The organism is Bacteroides mediterraneensis, assembly GCF_900128455.1.
GTDB classification, from domain to species: domain Bacteria; phylum Bacteroidota; class Bacteroidia; order Bacteroidales; family Bacteroidaceae; genus Phocaeicola; species Phocaeicola mediterraneensis.
This window is the reverse complement of record NZ_LT635783.1, coordinates 159,926-177,719: the sequence shown is the minus strand read 5'-3', so window position 1 is coordinate 177,719 and position 17,794 is coordinate 159,926. Positions and strand designations below refer to the sequence as shown.

Annotated in this window: 8 protein-coding genes; 2 read left to right on the top strand and 6 right to left on the bottom strand. The window is 49.5% G+C overall.

Going from position 1 to position 17,794, the window contains the following annotated elements:
* The first annotated feature begins 174 nt into the window (after positions 1-174).
* Positions 175-2,154 (top strand): alpha-L-arabinofuranosidase C-terminal domain-containing protein, encoded by a 1,980-nt coding sequence (locus BQ7480_RS00655; RefSeq protein WP_072541302.1) that lies wholly within the window; start codon positions 175-177, stop codon positions 2,152-2,154.
* A 542-nt stretch (positions 2,155-2,696) separates the two neighbouring features.
* On the opposite strand, the gene BQ7480_RS00650 is transcribed toward BQ7480_RS00655, so the two are convergent.
* The 4 genes from BQ7480_RS00650 to BQ7480_RS00635 form a co-directional block, all read right to left on the bottom strand.
* The gene (locus BQ7480_RS00650; RefSeq protein ID WP_210436342.1) at positions 2,697-6,020 is read right to left on the bottom strand and encodes a glycoside hydrolase family 2 TIM barrel-domain containing protein; all 3,324 of its coding nucleotides are present in this window, start codon (positions 6,018-6,020) and stop codon (positions 2,697-2,699) included.
* A gap of 200 nt (positions 6,021-6,220) precedes the next feature.
* The gene (locus BQ7480_RS00645; protein ID WP_072543829.1) at positions 6,221-8,446 is read right to left on the bottom strand and encodes a GH92 family glycosyl hydrolase; all 2,226 of its coding nucleotides are present in this window, start codon (positions 8,444-8,446) and stop codon (positions 6,221-6,223) included.
* 10 nt (positions 8,447-8,456) lie between these two features.
* A complete protein-coding gene (locus BQ7480_RS00640) occupies positions 8,457-10,748 on the bottom strand; it encodes a GH92 family glycosyl hydrolase (RefSeq protein ID WP_072541300.1) in 2,292 nt (763 codons plus the stop codon).
* A gap of 27 nt (positions 10,749-10,775) precedes the next feature.
* A complete protein-coding gene (locus BQ7480_RS00635; RefSeq protein WP_072541299.1) occupies positions 10,776-12,992 on the bottom strand; it encodes a GH92 family glycosyl hydrolase in 2,217 nt (738 codons plus the stop codon).
* Positions 12,993-13,671: 679 nt separating this feature from the next.
* Here BQ7480_RS00635 and mnmA point away from each other — a divergent pair.
* Positions 13,672-14,721 carry a tRNA 2-thiouridine(34) synthase MnmA gene (gene mnmA / locus BQ7480_RS00625; RefSeq protein WP_072541297.1) on the top strand — a complete coding sequence of 350 codons (1,050 nt, stop codon included), beginning with the start codon at positions 13,672-13,674 and terminating at the stop codon, positions 14,719-14,721.
* On the opposite strand, the gene BQ7480_RS00620 is transcribed toward mnmA, so the two are convergent.
* Together BQ7480_RS00620 and BQ7480_RS00615 are read right to left on the bottom strand one after the other, a co-directional pair.
* The gene (locus BQ7480_RS00620) at positions 14,722-16,215 is read right to left on the bottom strand and encodes a DUF3843 family protein (protein WP_072541296.1); all 1,494 of its coding nucleotides are present in this window, start codon (positions 16,213-16,215) and stop codon (positions 14,722-14,724) included. It abuts the gene before it with no gap.
* Between the two features lie 283 nt (positions 16,216-16,498).
* Positions 16,499-17,770: a peptidase U32 family protein gene (locus tag BQ7480_RS00615; protein ID WP_072541295.1), complete on the bottom strand. Its 1,272-nt coding sequence runs from the start codon at positions 17,768-17,770 to the stop codon at positions 16,499-16,501.
* Between the last annotated feature and the right edge of the window lie 24 nt (positions 17,771-17,794).

Sequence of the window (17,794 nt, the reverse complement as noted above, 5' to 3'; positions counted from 1 at the left end):
AAATCCACCCGAAAAACAAATGTCCACCTAATAGAAGAATTTATCCACCTCCCGCAAAATGATTGGACCTAATTTTAGCTTTAAAATACATAGGGACAGAGATTTTACCATTTTTTCATCAAAAATCTCAGCATTTTATGTAAGTTTGTATCACATTAAATTAAAAATAAAACCATGAACAAACACTTAGCCTTTATCTCTGCGCTTGCACTCAGTGCAGGTCTCAGCCTGCAAGCGCAAAACACCAATCAAATGGTGATTCAGGCCAACAAGATTGGTGCGGAAATACAACCGACCATGTACGGGCATTTCTTCGAAGACATTAACTATGGAGCCGATGGAGGTCTCTATGCAGAACTGATTAAAAACCGTTCGTTCGAATTTCCACAACACCTGATGGGATGGGACATTTTCGGCAACGTCACCCTCCAAGATGACGGGCCGTTTGAAAAGAACCCACATTACGTACGCCTCGGAGCCCCCAGCCATCCGCACAAACGGACCGGCATTGAAAACGAAGGCTTCTTCGGAATCGGTATCAAGGCCAACGAAAAATACCGCTTTACCGTATGGGCAAGAGGGGAAAACCAGAAAATACAGGTGGAACTGATTGACAACGCTTCCATGGGAGAATCGCAGGTCATCACCTCACAAGACGTAAACATCAACTCCAAGGACTGGAAAAAATATGAAGTCATCCTGACACCTACCCAGACACAAGCCAAAGCGCATCTGAGAATCTTCCTGGCTTCTCCGGGCACAGTAGATTTGGAACATGTGTCTTTGTTTCCGGTAGATACCTGGAAAGGACGTGAAAACGGACTGCGGAAAGACCTCGTACAAGCATTGGCCGATACCAAACCGGGTATCTTCCGTTTTCCGGGAGGATGTATCGTGGAAGGAACCGAAATCACCGACCGCTACAACTGGAAAAACTCTGTAGGGCCGGTGGAAAACCGACCGCTCAACAGCAACCGCTGGGAGTACACCTTCCCCTACCGTTTCTTCCCAGACTATTTCCAGAGCTACGGCATGGGATTCTATGAACTGTTCCTGCTGGCTGAAGACATGGGGGCCGAACCGCTTCCGGTACTGAACTGCGGACTGGCCTGCCAGTATCAGAACGATGACCCGAAAGCACACGTACCCGTAGACCAACTGGACAGCTACATTCAGGATGCACTCGACCTGATTGAGTTTGCCAATGGCGATACCAACACCAAATGGGGAAAACTCCGTGCCGACATGGGACATCCGGCTCCGTTCAACCTGAAATTCATGGCCATCGGAAACGAACAGTGGGGACCGGAATATCCGGCACGTCTGAAACCGTTTGTAGAAGCCATCCGCAAAGCACATCCGGAAATCAAGATTATCGGTTCCTCCGGTCCGCAGTCTGAAGGAAAGGATTTCGACTACTTGTGGCCGGAAATGAAGAAACTGAAAGTCGATTTGGTAGACGAACATTTCTACCGTCCGGAAGACTGGTTCCTGAAATCAGGCAACCGTTACGACAACTACGACCGGAAAGGCCCGAAAGTATTTGCCGGAGAATACGCCTGCCACGGAAAAGGCAAGAAATGGAACCACTTCCACGCATCTCTGCTCGAAGCTGCCTTCCTGACTGGAGTAGAAAGAAATGCCGATGTGGTACACATGGCCACCTACGCTCCGCTGCTGGCTCACGTGGAAGGATGGCAATGGCGTCCGGACTTAATCTGGTTCGACAACCTGCGCTCGGTACGCACGTGCAGCTGGTATGTACAGTCACTCTACGGTCACAACAAAGGTACTAACGTAGTGCCTCTGACCATGGACAAGAAACCGGTCAGCGGACAAGAGGGTCAGAACGGACTCTTTGCCAGTGCAGTCTGGGATGAACCCACTCAGACTTACATCGTAAAAGTAGCCAACACTTCTGACAAGGCACAACCTCTTACACTGGAATTCAAGGGACTGAAGAAGTCAGTCACTTTGGGCGACGGAAAATGCATTACCCTGCACACGGAAAATCCGGATGCAGAAAACACTCTCGACAACCCGAACCTGATTACACCTCAAGAGAGTGCCGTATCCATCGAAGGAAATACGCTCAATACCGAAATAGGTGCCATGACATTTGCTGTCTACAAATTCAAGAAAGAAAGCAAATAAATCATCGGTTAATTGCCAAAAAGGTGCGTCTGGATTGCCCGGACGCACCTTTTTTTCGCTTTAATAATACATGCACAACCTATATCCCAAATACAATAAACAAGTACATGCCACCAGTACCATGGTCAGTGTCACCTTCAAGGCTCTCTGACGCTCCTTCAAACTAAGTTCCATACCAAGTCCTCCATTTGTTCTGTAACAAAGTTCGGAAAAATATATTACAAAATCATGTAAATAAAGCAACTTTTGTGTGAAAATGCTTTCCAAATTCCACCCATACTTTTTCTTAATAAATCTTTCAGATAAGCATGATTTTTCAAATTATGTTATAAAACACATCTTTTGGTCCTATTCCTTTGCAGATTTCCAGAAAGTGCTTACCTTTGCAACGTGTTTTTCATAGTATTAGATTTAAGGTTAACAAAAGGTTGGAGTTCAGCGGAACTCCTTTTTTTATGTCCATACGTGAACACAAAAAAATTCCGGGCCTGAGCATTCTCTTGCTCAAGCCCGGAATTTTCAGTTTCCGTGACTAGCGATTTTTACATCGGCACGATGGTGAATCCCCAACGGTATTCCTTGTTGGCCGGAATCAGGTACTGCGGGTCTGGAATAGAACCCCAGCTGTCGAAACCGCCCACACCCATCTGGCGCATATCCAGGCAGACTTCCACAAAATCACGCGGAGTAATGTCGTTGATGTGAGTCTGACGCGGCTTAATGTCTTTCGCCGTACGGATATCGTGTTTCAGCTCTTCCGCATCCCGGTTGTTCCACTGGTAGTCGCGGCTTGTCGCTTCTTCACCGTCGAAATCTTCCACGGAGTTACGGAGAGAGTTGAATTCCATCGTTCCGTCGGCATACACAGCCAGTCCCTTGCCGTTTTTCTGCTTTAAGGTCAGCCAGCGGGTATCGGTGTGATGTCCGTTCTCTTGCGGACGTACATACGGATAATACATCTGTTCCGCCGTGCTCCGGTATTCACCTACCAACGTACCGTTGTTTCGGTCACAGTAGTTTTCTTCCGGTCCACGTCCGAAATAAGTCACCTGCTCCATGTCGGCCGGCAAACGGAAACGTACTCCGATGCGCGGTACCACCAGTTTGGAACTTTCCTTGCGACGTGCTTCGTTGCCGGGTGTAAAGGTAGCCATCAGGGTCGCTTCCGAAGCCTCAGTCTGAGCGGCCTGCATTTCGGTAGATGTAAAGGTGTAATCAGCCTTCACCACTCCCGACGGATGGATGCGGTATGTCGCAATGTAGAGATTGCCCGCAGCCAGCAGGTAGCTCACCTTCAATACGGCATCTTTTCCGTCCAAGGCGAGTGAGGCATCCACGACGTTGAAGTTCTTGCTCGACTGTTTCCAGATTTGCAGACGTTTCGGCATCTGGCTTCCGTAGTCGTTGTCGTTCGGTCCACGCCAGAAGTTAGGCTGCAAACCGAATCCGTCGTGGAAATATTCAGTACCTTTTACTTTATAGGAAGTCACCAGCCCGGTTGATTTGTCGAACACAAACGATACGCGTGACGACTGTACCGTCAGCAGGTTACCGTTTTCACTGCACTGCAAAGCCGGACCTTGTACCGTGAACGAACGGTCGAGTGCCTCTACCGGCAGACGGAACTGTTCATGCGCAATTTCATAACCGACCGGAATCAGCGGTTCCGGTTCCAGTGTCGTCACCGAGAAGTTCACGAAATATTCTGTACCTGCCTTGGCCTTCAATCCTCCGACGTTTACCGCCAATTCTTTCTTGGCCTGAGGAGCCACGTCCAGCGACACTTTTCCACGGCGTACTACCTTGTTGTTTTCTTTCACCTCATACGCAATCTGGTATTTCTTCAGGTTGGTGAAATAGAAACGGTTAAGCACATTGAATTTTCCGTTCGCCAGGTCGGTAGCTTCGAAAGCCACATTCTGATGCGCATATTTCACTTCACTCATCGCCGGATGAGGATTACGGTCTGGATTCACGATACCGTTGCAGCAGAAGTTACCGTCACTCGGCATGTTGGTACCAAAGTCACCTCCGTAAGCCCAATAGTCTCTTCCGTTCTCATCCTTTACCAAAATACCCTGGTCTACCCAGTCCCAGATATAACCTCCCTGCAGGTTCGGATATTTGTAGATGGCCTTCCACTGGTCCCACAAGCCTCCGGTAGAGTTACCCATAGCGTGGGCGTATTCCGAGGGTGCCACCGGACGGTCACTACCCTGACGGCCGATGCTTTCCAGCCATGCCGCACTAGGATATTGGGGTACGTACATATCTGAGTTCCATTCCCACTGCGCACGCTCGTAATTCACCGGACGGTCCATCAGTCCCTTGTCGGCCTGTTTCACCCACAAGTACGCCTCATAGAAGTTGTACCCGTTACCAGCCTCGTTACCCAATGACCAGAACGTCACAGAAGGATAGTTCTTGTTACGTTCAAACATGTTTTCCACACGATACAAATGCGGCTTCAGCCATTCCGGATTATTTCCCAACGTACCGCCCTTGCTCAAGCTGTAATACATACCGTGGCTCTCGATGTTAGCCTCATCGTAAATGTACAGACCGTATTCATCGCACAGTTCATAGAAACGGCGGTCTTGCGGATAATGGCACAGACGTACCGTGTTGATATTGTTGCGCTTCATCAGCTCCAAGTCCTTGCGCATCAGTTCTTCGCTCACGTAATGACCTGTCAGCGGGTTGTGTTCGTGCATGTTCACTCCTTTCAGTTTCAACGGCTGTCCGTTGATGAACAACACGTGATAGTTCTTGCCATTAGCTGCCTTCTGGTCAATTTCCTTGATTTCGATACGGCGGAAACCTACGTGATACGGAATAACCTCGGTCACTTTGCCGTTTTCCTTCACCGTCATCAGCAGTTTGTACAGGTTCGGAGCTTCCGAAGTCCACGTCTGTACATCCGGCAGTTCCTTGCTGAAAGACACCGTCCCCTCTTTTCCCGGCAACACTTCAGAAGCCTGCTCGGCACTGGCTACCACCTTTCCCTTGCTGTCCAGCAATTCATAGCTTACACTCAGTCCCGCTGTCTGTGTACGGTGGTTCTTTAGTTCCATGTCCAGACGGAAAATACCGTTGGTATAAGAATCATCCAAAGTAGAAGTGATGCGGAAATCCTGTACCGAAGCCTTCGGTTGCGAATAAAGGAACACATCGCGTTCGATACCGCTGATACGCCAAAAGTCCTGACATTCCAGATAAGACCCTGTACTCCAGCGGAAAATCTTTAAGGTCAGCACGTTGTTACCTTCCTTCAGGTAATCGTTGATTAAATATTCTGCCGGATTCTTGGAATCCTCGTTATAGCCCACCTCTTTGCCGTTCAAGTATACATAACAGCCCGATTTGGCTCCGGCAATGTGCAGGTAAATATCGCGTCCTTTCCATTCCGAAGGTACCGTAATGTCACGGCGATACACACCTACCGGATTTTTTTCCGGCAACAGCGGAGGCTGGGGATTGCGCGGCTGGAACTCATAACCATGGTTGGTATAAATGGCTGTACCGAAGCCCTGCACTTCCCAGTTGCCCGGCACCTTGATGTCATGCCATCCGTCGGTACTGGTCTCCGGCGAAGTGATATCGGCCGGAAGGTTCAGGTAAGAATCCGTATAATAAAATTTCCACGTGCCGTTCAAAAGCTCATAATAAGGGCTGTTTTCATACTTTCCGGTCAAAGCCTGTGTCTTGTCGGCATACGTCATAAAAGCCGATCTAGGCGCTTCGCGGTTTACAGATACGGTTTGAATATCTTTCCAATAAGGTAAAGATGCATTTTCTGCATATACCTGTTGGGGCACTCCACTGATGGTCAGCGCTCCCGTCAGCGTACAGCAAAAAGTCTTCATTGCAAGAGTGAGGTTCTTTTTCATCTGTCCTTTTTAAGGTTAATAAATTTCAGAGCGCAAGTTAGGAAGAATATTTCATATTCAACCCAAAATTCCTCATAAATTTTATTTTCTTATAAAGGAATGTGCTTTACAAGAAAAATGTCCGCCACCGAAATCAATTCAATGACGGACATCCGCTATCTATTACCTTTTGGCAATCAATACCATACCACCGGCTTATCGCCCATCAGGAAGGTCAGTTCACCTCCCTTCATGATATCGGCATATTCTATCCAGGCTTTTTTATACTCTTTTCCGTTCAGCAGCACACCCTGTATGTAATTGTTCTGCTGGCCCTGGTCATTGCGCTTGATGACAAACTTGCCTGCCGGTACCGCAATTTCAACTTTCTCGAAGTTCGGATAGCCAAAGACAAACTTACCACCGGCAGGTTCCACCTGATAGAAACCGAAGGAAGAAAGCACATACCAGGCCGACATCTGGCCCACGTCTTCGTTACCCGACAATCCGTCCGGCTGGTCGGTGTACATGGTATGCAAGATTTCTTTCACCCGCTCGGCGGTCTTCCAAGGCTGGCCCACCAAAGTATATAAATAGGTGATGTGGTGACTCGGTTCATTGCCATGCGCATACTGCCCAATCAGACCGCTGATATCCGGTGACGACGCTTCTCCCATGTCACCCTCAGCAAGGAACAGAGAATCCAGTTTATGAACAAAAGCCTCCTTACTGCCAAAGCACTCCACCAGTCCCTCTACATCCTGCGGCACCAGCCAAGTGTACTGCCAGGCATTTCCTTCACAGTAGTCATCGTCTCTGTGCGCCGAGGCATACGGACTGAAAGGCGTACGCCAGGAACCATCGCTCAGCTTGCCTCTCATGAAGCCGGTAGAAGCATCAAAATAATGCTTATACGATTTGCTGCGCTCCAGGAAATAGGCGTAATCCTCCTGCTTGCCCAAACGGCGGGCGGCCTGCGCCACCGCCCAGTCGGCAATGGCATATTCCATATCGTAAGCAATGGCTTCCGTCATCTTGTCGGCCGGAATGAATCCGTACTGAATCCGATATTCCATACCACGTTCCGGCAGCATGGACGATTCTTTCAACGCCTTGAACGCCAGTTCCGAATTGAATCCCTTGATGTCCTTCAGAATGGCATCTGCCACTACCGGCACTCCCGGATTGCCCACCATACAGTTGGTTTCGCAACCCATCAGATGCCATACCGGCAACTTGCCCTGCTGTTCATAAATATGCAGCATCGTGTTGATGATGTCGCTCATCCGTTCCGGCTGGAGGATGGTCATCAAAGGCTGTGCTGCCCGGTAGGTATCCCAAAGAGAGAAAGTGGTGTAATTCTTGAAACCCTTTCCGTGGTGTATTTGCTTGTCGGCCCCATAATAATCGCCGTTCACGTCACAAAATTCTGAGGGAGCAAACAGGGTGTGATACAGGCTGGTGTAGAAAATTTTCTTGGATACTGCATCTTGGGTAGACACCTTCACCTTGTTCAGCTCCTTGTTCCAGGTAGCTTTGGCATCGGCCACCGTCTGCTCAAAATCCCAACCACTAAGCTCTGTCTGCATGTTCAGCTGGGCTCCTTCTTCAGAGGTAGGCGAAAGAGCTACCTTCATGTAAATCGGCGCCGGATTTCCAGCCGGGAAATTTACCCGGGCAAACAGCTGTGCTCCCTGACCCATATTGCCTTCCTTGACTGAATCATTGACGATGAAAGCTACACTGTCAAACTTCCGCGAGAATTCAGCACGGAAGAAAATGCGCTGGTCGTCGGCCCATCCCTTGGAATAGCGGTAACCGCTCAGTGTGCTGTCGTTGACCACCCGGATGACTGCATCCGTGGTCTTGTCCCAGCAACCTCCGTTCACCATATCAAACACGATGGCTGGACTCTCCTTTTCGGGGAAAGTATATTTATGGAACCCCACCCGCTTGGTGGCCGTCAGTTCCACATCCACATTGTATCTTGACAGATGCGTACGATAGTAACCCGGGGTGACCACTTCTTTCGAACGGTCGGAATACGACCAAAGTCCTGTTTCATACGACGTGGTGTCGCCGCGTGCATAAGTCACTTCACCCACCACCGGCATCACGTTAATATCGTGCAAATCGCCGATACCCGTACCGCTCAGGTGCGTATGAGGGAAACCGATGACCGTAGAGTCCGATTCATGATAACCCGACACCCAGTCCCACGACTGAGGGATGCTGGTCGGCCCCAGCTGTACAAAGCCATAGGGCACATTGGCCCCGAAAAACACATGTCCGTGTCCACCGGTACCGATACGAGGGTCTACAAACTGCGTCAAGTCTTCCATTTCCAGCTTTTCCTGCTTATTTCCACAGGAAACCAGACACAAAGACAAGACCGGAACAAACAATAATGATTTTTTATCCATGGTTTTAAATTTAATATAATTCAAGGTCATAAATTCCTTCTCTCGAAAAAGAATAAGGGGCATCTTCCCACGCGATTCCTCTTTTTTCGTTCGGCAAGTTACTCATTTCTATTTGTATTTCAGCACCATTCTTCAAATCTTTATGAGAAAAATAATTATGAGTATAGGTCTTTCCGTTCATTTTCAGGTCTTTAATATACAGATTCTCCTCACTGTTCAACGGGGCCTCTATCTTCACGTCCTTTCCGTTTTCCAAGTGAAGGACTGCCTTTTTAAACAGAGGAGCCCCTGTCACATACTGGTTGCTTCCCGGGCAAACGGGATAAAACCCCAGTGCGGTAAACACATACCAGGCCGAGGTCTGGCCGTTGTCCTCGTCGCCGCAATACCCGTCCGGCGTAGGCGAGTACATCCGATTCATCACCTGCCGCAACCAATACTGGGCCTTCCAGGGCTGCTTGGCATAATTGTACAGGTAAATCATGTGCTGGATAGGCTGGTTGCCATGGGCGTAATTTCCCATGTTCATCACGGTCATTTCCCGAATCTCGTGGATGACAAAACCGTAATAACTGTCGTCAAAGACGGGTGGTACTGAGAACACGGAATCCAGCATTGCCCCAAACACCTTGTCTCCCCCCATCAGGTCAATCAGTCCCTGGGGGTCGTGAAACACCGACCAAGTGTAGTGCCAGCTGTTTCCTTCGGTAAAGGCATCCCCCCATTTGAGCGGAGAGAAAGGCAGCATGAACGTGCCGTCCTTCTTCTTTCCCCGCATCAGCCTGGTTGCCGGATCAAACAGGTTCCTATAGTTCAAGGCTCGCCGGGCAAACAGGTTGATTTCTGCTTTCGGACGTTTCAGTTCTTTAGCCAGCCGGTAGATGCACCAGTCGTCGTAGGCATATTCCAACGTACGGGCCGCATTCTCATGGATGTGTACATCACAAGGCACATAGCCCAACTGGTTGTAATATTCATATCCCAGCCGTCCGGTAGAAGAGATTTCCGGATGTACATTTTTCGTACCATGCACCAATCCCTCGTACAAGGTCTGCAGGTCGTCCACCCGGACTCCTTTCATATACGCATCAACCAGCACCGAAGCCGAATTATTGCCTACCATGCAACCGCGGTGCCCGGGACTGGCCCATTCCGGAAAGAAACCGCTTTCCTTATAAGTATTTATCAAACCTTCCTGTATTTCCTTGTTCACAGAAGGGTAAACCAAGTTCAGCAACGGAAACAGACAGCGAAACGTATCCCAGAAACCGGTATCCGTATACATATACCCCGGCAGCACCTGCCCGTTGTAGGGACTGTAGTGTACCACTTGTCCGCGGGCATCTATCTCATAGAACTTGCGGGGGAACAGCAACGAACGATACAGGCAGGAATAGAACGTGCGATACTGGTCCAGATTTCCGCCATCCACTTCGATTCTGCCCAGCACCTCATTCCAGGCCGACTTTCCTTTTTCTGCCAGCACCTCCAGACTGTCATCGCCCAGTTCCTTCAGGTTTTCCAAGGCCTGTTCCACACTGATAAACGAAGAAGCCACCCGTGCATGTACCTTCTCCCCTTTCCGGGTAGAAAAACCGATAATGGCCCCCGCATGGTCTGCCTTCTGTTCCGTTTTATCTGCCGAAATGCAGCTATCAGCCACTGTAGCCGTGTACGTAAAAGGCTTGTCAAATTCGATGACAAAATAATTCTTGAAATTTGCCGGTACTCCCCCACTGTTTTTGGTGGAATACCCGATGATACGGTTTTCCGCTGCCTCAATCTTTACGTATGAGCCCTGATCAAACGCATCAATCACCACATAAGAATGTACATTTTCAGGGAAAGTGAAGCGGAACATCGCAGCCCGTTCCGTGGGCACCAGCTCCGTGAGCACATCATGTTCGGCCAGATAGACCTTATAATAATACGGTCTGGCTTCCTCCCCCTTGTGCGAGAACCAACTGGCACGCTGCTCCTCCTCGAACACCGGCTTTCCGACCACCGGCATAATGGAAAACTGGCCGTAGTCATTAATCCACGGACTGGGCTGGTGGGTCTGTTTGAAACCTCGGATTCTGGTGGCCGTGTACATGTACTGCCATCCATCTCCCATTTTTCCGGTTTGCGGAGTCCAGAAATTCATTCCCCACGGGCGGGCAATGGCCGGGTAAGTGTTTCCGGCAGAAAACTCGTAAGTGGATTGTGTACCCATCAATGGATTCACATAACCGGCATAGTTCGTAGCCTTGCAGAAAAGGGCTATGCACAGTACCATCATGCACAAAACTAATTTCTTCATGCTAAATTCCAAATCTACTATTTTCCATTAATACCAAAGATGACCGGGTTCCTTGCACATTTCCAGTTCCAGCGTAGCCCCCGACATAATCTGCTCGTGCGTGATGAAGTGCTGATGGTAAGGCTTTCCGTCCAGTTTGACCGCACGGATATACCGGTTTTCCTTACTCAGGTTCTTCGCCTGCACGGTAAAGGTTTTCCCATTCGAAAGCCTTAACTCCATTTTCTTGAATTTCGGTTTGCCTATCTCATACCGACCGGATACCGGATTCACCGGATAAAATCCCATGGCACTGCACACGTACCATGCCGACATCTGTCCGCAGTCCTCGTTCCCGCATAGCCCTGCCGGAGTATCGAGGTAGAGTTCCTCCATAATCTGCGACACATATTGCTGCGTTTTCCAGGGTTGGTCCACCTTGTTGAACAGATAAGCCACATGATGGCTCGGCTCGTTGCCATGCGCATACTGCCCAATCATACCCGTGCTGAAAATAGGCAGGTCTTCCCCCTCCGTCGGATGGAAGGTGAACATGCTGTCCAGTTTCTCGGCAAAGCGTGCTTTTCCACCCACCAGTGCGATGAGTCCGTCGATGTCGTGCTGCACAGACCAGAAATAATGCCAGGCATTGCTTTCGCAGATATGCGGGCTATATTCTTCCGCATGGAAATCCGGGATAAAATTCCCCTTGTCATCTTTCGGCTGCATGAACGAAGTGGCCGGATTATACAAGTTCCGATAATTCTGCGAACGGGCATAGAACGTATCGGCCACGTCCTTGCGTCCCATCCTGGCCGCCATCTCCGCGATGCAGAAATCATCGAACGCATATTCCAGCGTCCGCGACAACGACCAGTCGTCCGAATTGTATTTATCCGTCACATTATAAGGCACATACCCCAGCTTCTTGTAAAGGCCGATGCCCCGGTATTCATCCAGATTGGCCGTATGCACACAAGCCTCCAAGGCCTTTTCCGCATCAAAATCGCCGATACCTTTCAGGTAAGCATCCACAATGACCGGCACCGCATGATAACCAATCATCATGTCGGTCTCGCTTCCATAGAAGTTCCACACCGGCAGACGCCCGTTCTGTTCATAGAATGCCAAAAATGACTTAATCATGTCATTGGTTCGTTCCGGCTGGGTATAAGTGAACAGCGGATGCGATGCCCGAAACGTGTCCCACAACGAAAACGTGCTGTAATTGGTCCAGCCGACAGCCTGATGCACCTGGCCGTCCGGGCCGTAATATTGCCCGTCCACATCCGAATAAATGGTAGGCGCCAGCATGCTGTGATAAAGTGCCGTATAGAAAATGGTCTTATCCTTTTTATCGTCCGACTGCACCCGGATTTTCGCCAGTTCCCTGTTCCATTTCTCCCGGGCTTGCAACCGGTATTTCTCGAAATCATTCTCCGGCGCCTCCGCCTGCAGGTTCTTCGCAGCCCCCTCCATGCTGACACCCGAAAGGGCCGTGGTCACCACCACCTGCTCACCTTTCCGTGTGGAAAAATCAAAACGGGCCACGTAGGCTGTTCCCCTCGTCTGGTCATCGTGCAGGAGGGGTGTGGTATCCAGCTGTACCTTCTCAAAAGGTACTGAGAAACGAGTCTGGAAAAAGACCTTCTGGTTTCGGGCCCACCCGTCGGAAAAACGGTAACCCCGAATCGTCACAGAATCCACCACCTCCACATAACTGTCCTGTGTGGCGTCCCAGTTCATCGCTTTTTTCAGATTCAAGATAATGGCCGACTGGGCTTCCGGGAACGTGTAACGCTGGATGCCGCAACGCTCCGTGGCCGTCAGTTCCACATTGATTCCGTAATCTTCCAGAAAGACCTGATAATACCCGACCGACGCACGCTCTTTCTCGTGTGAGAACTTGGAATGTACACCCAAAGGAGGCTCCGCCTCCACACAGGGCAAGGTGACAGGCATAAAAGAAATGTCATACAAATCGCCAGCTCCGGTGCCCGAAAGGTGGGTATGGCTGAATCCGGCAATCGTGCTGTCCGGATAATAATACCCCGCAATCCGGTCCCACCCCGGCAAACCGTTGTCCGGACTCAACTGTACCATGCCGAACGGCACCTGTGCCCCTGGATACGTATTCCCGGTAAAATCAGTCCCAATGAAAGGGTTCACATATTGTGTCAAATCTTCTTCCGTAGAAACAACTGGAGACGCACATCCCCACGTCAGACTGACCAACCCCACTAACACCCAAAATGATTTTTTCATACTATGATTGTTGCCAAGTAGTTAAAAGTAAACAAATCTAATAAATCTGCCAGAAAGTCCATACAAAGGAAGCATAAAAAAACGTTTTATCCCATCGAAAACCATTTGAATCCTGCCTGTCGGCCTTATCCATACATCAAACCATACCCGCCCCTTCTTTCCGTCCTCCCTGCAAATTCTCTGTTTCGCAGTGTGGAATTCATATTTCACACTGTGGAATATGTATTTCACAGTGTGGTTTTTGTATCCCACACTGTGGTACAGAGAAATTGTTGAAACACAGTACATTTATTGCAAGGGGAAAAACGCTATTTTACCCGCCGCATGATTCAAACCTCATCACGACATTTCGCCACCCCCTTCTCGCTGGCCGGCGAAGACCATTCGCTCGTGCCTCTTGCAAAAAAACATGTATTTACCAACCCCATTGTATAAAAGCCTTGAATAAAAAAGGGTATTTCTTAATACATGTTATAAAACACATTTTCTGCTTGCAGATTTCTCCAAAAGCCTTACCTTTACAATGTGTTTTTCATAGTATTAGATTTAAGGTTAACAAAAGGTTGGAGTTCAGCGGAACTCCTTTTTTTATGTCCATACCCCAACCCACCGTCTTCTTTTACAGAATCACCGGGCAAACGGGCCTGCCAACCAAAGAAAAACGTAACTTTGTCGCCTAATGGAAAAAAACAAGAAAGTATTATTGGGTATGAGCGGCGGTACCGACAGTTCGGTGGCAGCGTTGCTCTTGCAGGACGCCGGATATGAAGTGACCGGCATCACTTTTCGTTTTTATGAGAAAGACGGTAGTACGGAATACCTGGACGATGCACGGGAACTGTGCCGCTCACTGGGCATTCCTCATCTGGTGTACGATGCCCGCACCGTGTTTCAGGAGAAAATCATCCGGTATTTCATTCAGGAATACATGGCCGGACGTACCCCGGTGCCTTGTACCTTATGCAACAACTACCTGAAATGGCCGTTGCTGGCGCAGGTGGCCGACGAACGAGGCATTTATCATCTGGCCACAGGACATTATGTCAACAAACGGTACACCGACGGCTACTGGCACATCACCTGCGGGAAAGATACCGACAAGGACCAGTCTTTTTTCTTGTGGGGGCTTCCCCAATCCATACTGGAACGGATGTGTCTGCCCATGGGCGGACTGACCAAAACCCGTGTGCGTGAGATAGCCGCCGCACGCGGATTCCTGAAAGCGGCTACCAAGCGCGACAGCCTGGGTGTGTGCTTCTGCCCGATGGATTACCGCAGCTTCCTGAATGCTCATGTACCGGAAGGAGAAATTGTACCCGGAATTTTTTATGACGAACAGGGGCATTGCCTCGGAAAACACGAGGGATATCCCTTCTACACCATCGGACAACGGAGGGGGCTGGGCATTCACCTGAACAAAGCGCTCTTTGTAAAAGATATTATCCCCACGGAAAATAAGGTCATCCTCAGTGACCGTCTGCAGGCACTGGAGAAAAATGAGATGTTTCTCACGCACTGGAACCTGATTCATCCCGAAGCCCTACTTGGACACGATGACGTCATCGTCAAGATACGCTACCGGAAACAGGCCAACCGGTGTACTGTCACCCTGCTGGAAGACGGACGGCTGCACATCCAGCTGCATGAGCCGCTGGCTTCCATTGCCAGCGGACAGGCAGCGGCATTCTATCGGGGAGATACCGTATGGGGAGGAGGAATCATCGAGTAATCAGCAATCCTTCTCCCTGCATTTCCCAAAGAAATAGTCGGTCAGGAAACGGGCATGCTTCTTGACCAGTTCCCGCCCCTGCTTCTCGCCTTGCAGGCTGTTCAGACCGGCATCCGGCAACATGCCGGCATCTTGCAGGGCACAACTCAAGTCATACGGAATCACCTCCGGATTCAAGAGGAACAAAATGGCCTTCTTCTGTGCCTCCTTCGAATCATAAAACTTGTTCTCCGGTGAAGAGATGCATTCGCACAAACGCATCTGGATATGGATACCGGTATGCGAAGAAACCATCAGCACCAGCCCGTGCTGTGCATCCATCTTCGGCATCTGTATCCCTTCTTTTTCCTTGTACTCCATTTTCTGGAAAAGGAAATCCCGCACTTCTTCCTCCGACTGGCAGAACACAAACTGCTTCCCGCCGGATGCTTTCATAAAGGCATCGTAGGTTTGCCGGATATCTTCACGTTTCGCAGCCTGCCGGACTAACTCTTCCTTCATCTTTTCCTCGTAGTCTGACACCACCAGCGTACCGTCCTGCCACCAGGTACCCCCATATTGTACCCATCGGCTCTGCAATACCGTCATGCCTTCCTTCCGGCCTTTCAAAGAGTCCATGTTCACAGAGTCCTTACGGACAGACAACTGTACCTCTTCTTCTCCCGACAAATCTTTCACAAACAACGAAGTCTCGTCTTCACCCTCATAAAGATACATTCCTTGGGGGACGACTTTGACTTCTGCCCACTGGGCAGCTTCCGGGTGAGTCTTCCCTACCAACGCCAGCCATTCTACGGAGGTCAGTGAAAGCAGGTTCTTTCTTCCTTCGAACAGAATGTTCTGCTTCACATCGTACGACAGGAGACTTGGGTTTGCATTCCCCATACGGACGGCCGCCTCCACCGCATGCTGGTACTCGCTCCGGTTTTCGAACCCTACATAGCTGCAGAAATGAAACCACTCCAAAAGGCTGCGATAACGCATGTAATCATTTTCGCCAAAAGGCTCTCCATACAGCATGTCATGCAAGCGGGTGTTTTCCGGAGCCACCTCATATTCGTCCGAAAGATAATCGTAGAGCTGATAAGCCAGATCCTCAAATACCGGATTCTCGGGATTCAGCACACCGCCTGCCTGTTTTTCCAAAGACTGGAAATAATGCCACAGCAGAAACCGCATGTCTTCCGGATTCACTTCTCCCGGATAATATTCCTCTTCTTCTTCCGACGTCATGAAAGGCACAGGATGGCCGTACCGCTTGCGACATTCACCGGTAAACGCTTCCCAGACGCCGGTCTGTGTGGTGAGGTCCTGAAACCAGAGAGTCAAGTAAATGGCAATGCCATGAAGGCTGTGTTCCGAATACCGTTCGCCGAGCGCAGTCTTCAAGAAATCAGCAAGACGGTTGGCCACTTTCACATAATATGTATCTATTTCATCCTGCCGTCCGTAGGGCTGAAACGACATCCACTCTTTTACATATATCTTCTTCATCTTAGATTTGGATTTAAAATTTTGTGGTGCAAAAGTAAAATAATTACGAGAGTAAACAATCATCCGGACGGAACTTATTTGATATTCACACGTTGTTCACAGGCTGTGAATATCAGTAATCTGCTGATATACAATCCTTATAAAAGAGAAATCAGATAGTATCCAAAATGATTTCAACAAGTAATGAACCGGCCTGTTCATATCCCTATATCCACAAAAAATCCTGCCGCTACGTTTCAGAAACGAGGGCAGGATTTCCGTCTACACACTAACTAAACAAAGTTTAGTCTTTTCTTTTTGCCTTCAGCTCTTCTGCCGGCACCATACGATACAGACGGTCACTGGGACGGATACGGTCGGGTACCTTAAACGATACGTGTACCCCTTTCTTCACCACATCCACCGGCTTCAGGTCTACTCGTGCCTCCTCCAGTGTGACATACATGGCGCCGGTAGTAGGACCGGTAATCAGGAGCTTGTCGCCCACCTTGATTTCAGCCGCCTCAATCAAGAACTCAGCCACCCCGATATTGGAGAAATACTTGATGCCGCGTCCGGCATATACCTTGCGTTCCGTAGCCTCCGAACCGTAGTTCTTGCTCCATTCGCCCAGACGTTGTCCCAGATAGTATCCGTTCCAGAAACCACGGTTGAACACCGTTTTCAGGCGTGTATCCCAGTCGGCCACTTTCTCATCGGAGAACGTACCGTCGAGATACGACTGGATGGCCTCCTTGTAACATTCCACCACCGTACGCACGTACTCAGGACCACGGGCACGGCCTTCAATCTTGAACACCCGGACACCGGCTTCAATCATCTCGTCCATGAAATGAATGGTCTTCAAATCTTTCGGTGACATGATGTACTGGTTGTCCACTTCCAGTTCGATATCGCTTTCCTTGTCTTTCACGATATAGGCCCGGCGGCATACCTGCATGCAAGCTCCCCGGTTGGCCGATGCGTTCTGTTCGTTCAGACTCAGATAGCATTTTCCGGAAACCGCCATGCACAAGGCACCGTGGCAGAACATTTCGATACGTACCAGCTCACCCATCGGGCCCTTGATCTGCTGTTCCTGAATGGCATCATATATCTTGCGCACCTGCTTGAGATTCAACTCGCGGGCCAGCACTACCACATCAGCAAAGCGGGAGTAAAACTTCAACGCCTCCGCATTGCTGATGTTCAGCTGGGTTGAAAGATGTACCTCCTGTCCCACCTCATTGCAATAGGCCATCACGGCTACATCGGCTGCAATGACGGCACTGATGCCAGCTTCCTTGGCTGCATCCACAATCTTACGCATCAGTTCAATGTCCTCATCGTAGATGATGGTATTGATGGTCAGGTAGCTCTTCACCCCGTGTTCCTCGCACATTTTGGCGATTTCACGCAAATCTTCTATAGTAAAAGTACTCGCCGAGCGCGCACGCATGTTCAAACTCTCAATGCCGAAATAGATGGAATCGGCTCCGGCATGAAGGGCAGCTGCCAACGACTCACGCGAGCCAACAGGTGCCATGATTTCAAAGTCTTTGATTGTATAACTCATGTCCACTATTATGATATTACCGCG

Excerpts from the sequence above, each read along its gene's own strand:
- BQ7480_RS00655 (WP_072541302.1), top strand. The coding sequence starts at position 175 with ATGAACAAACACTTAGCCTTTATCTCTGCGCTTGCACTCAGTGCAGGT.
- BQ7480_RS00650 (WP_210436342.1), bottom strand. The coding sequence starts at position 6,020 with ATGAAGACTTTTTGCTGTACGCTGACGGGAGCGCTGACCATCAGTGGA.
- BQ7480_RS00645 (WP_072543829.1), bottom strand. The coding sequence starts at position 8,446 with ATGGATAAAAAATCATTATTGTTTGTTCCGGTCTTGTCTTTGTGTCTG.
- BQ7480_RS00640 (WP_072541300.1), bottom strand. The coding sequence starts at position 10,748 with ATGAAGAAATTAGTTTTGTGCATGATGGTACTGTGCATAGCCCTTTTC.
- BQ7480_RS00635 (WP_072541299.1), bottom strand. The coding sequence starts at position 12,992 with ATGAAAAAATCATTTTGGGTGTTAGTGGGGTTGGTCAGTCTGACGTGG.
- mnmA (WP_072541297.1), top strand. The coding sequence starts at position 13,672 with ATGGAAAAAAACAAGAAAGTATTATTGGGTATGAGCGGCGGTACCGAC.
- BQ7480_RS00620 (WP_072541296.1), bottom strand. The coding sequence starts at position 16,215 with ATGAAGAAGATATATGTAAAAGAGTGGATGTCGTTTCAGCCCTACGGA.
- BQ7480_RS00615 (WP_072541295.1), bottom strand. The coding sequence starts at position 17,770 with ATGAGTTATACAATCAAAGACTTTGAAATCATGGCACCTGTTGGCTCG.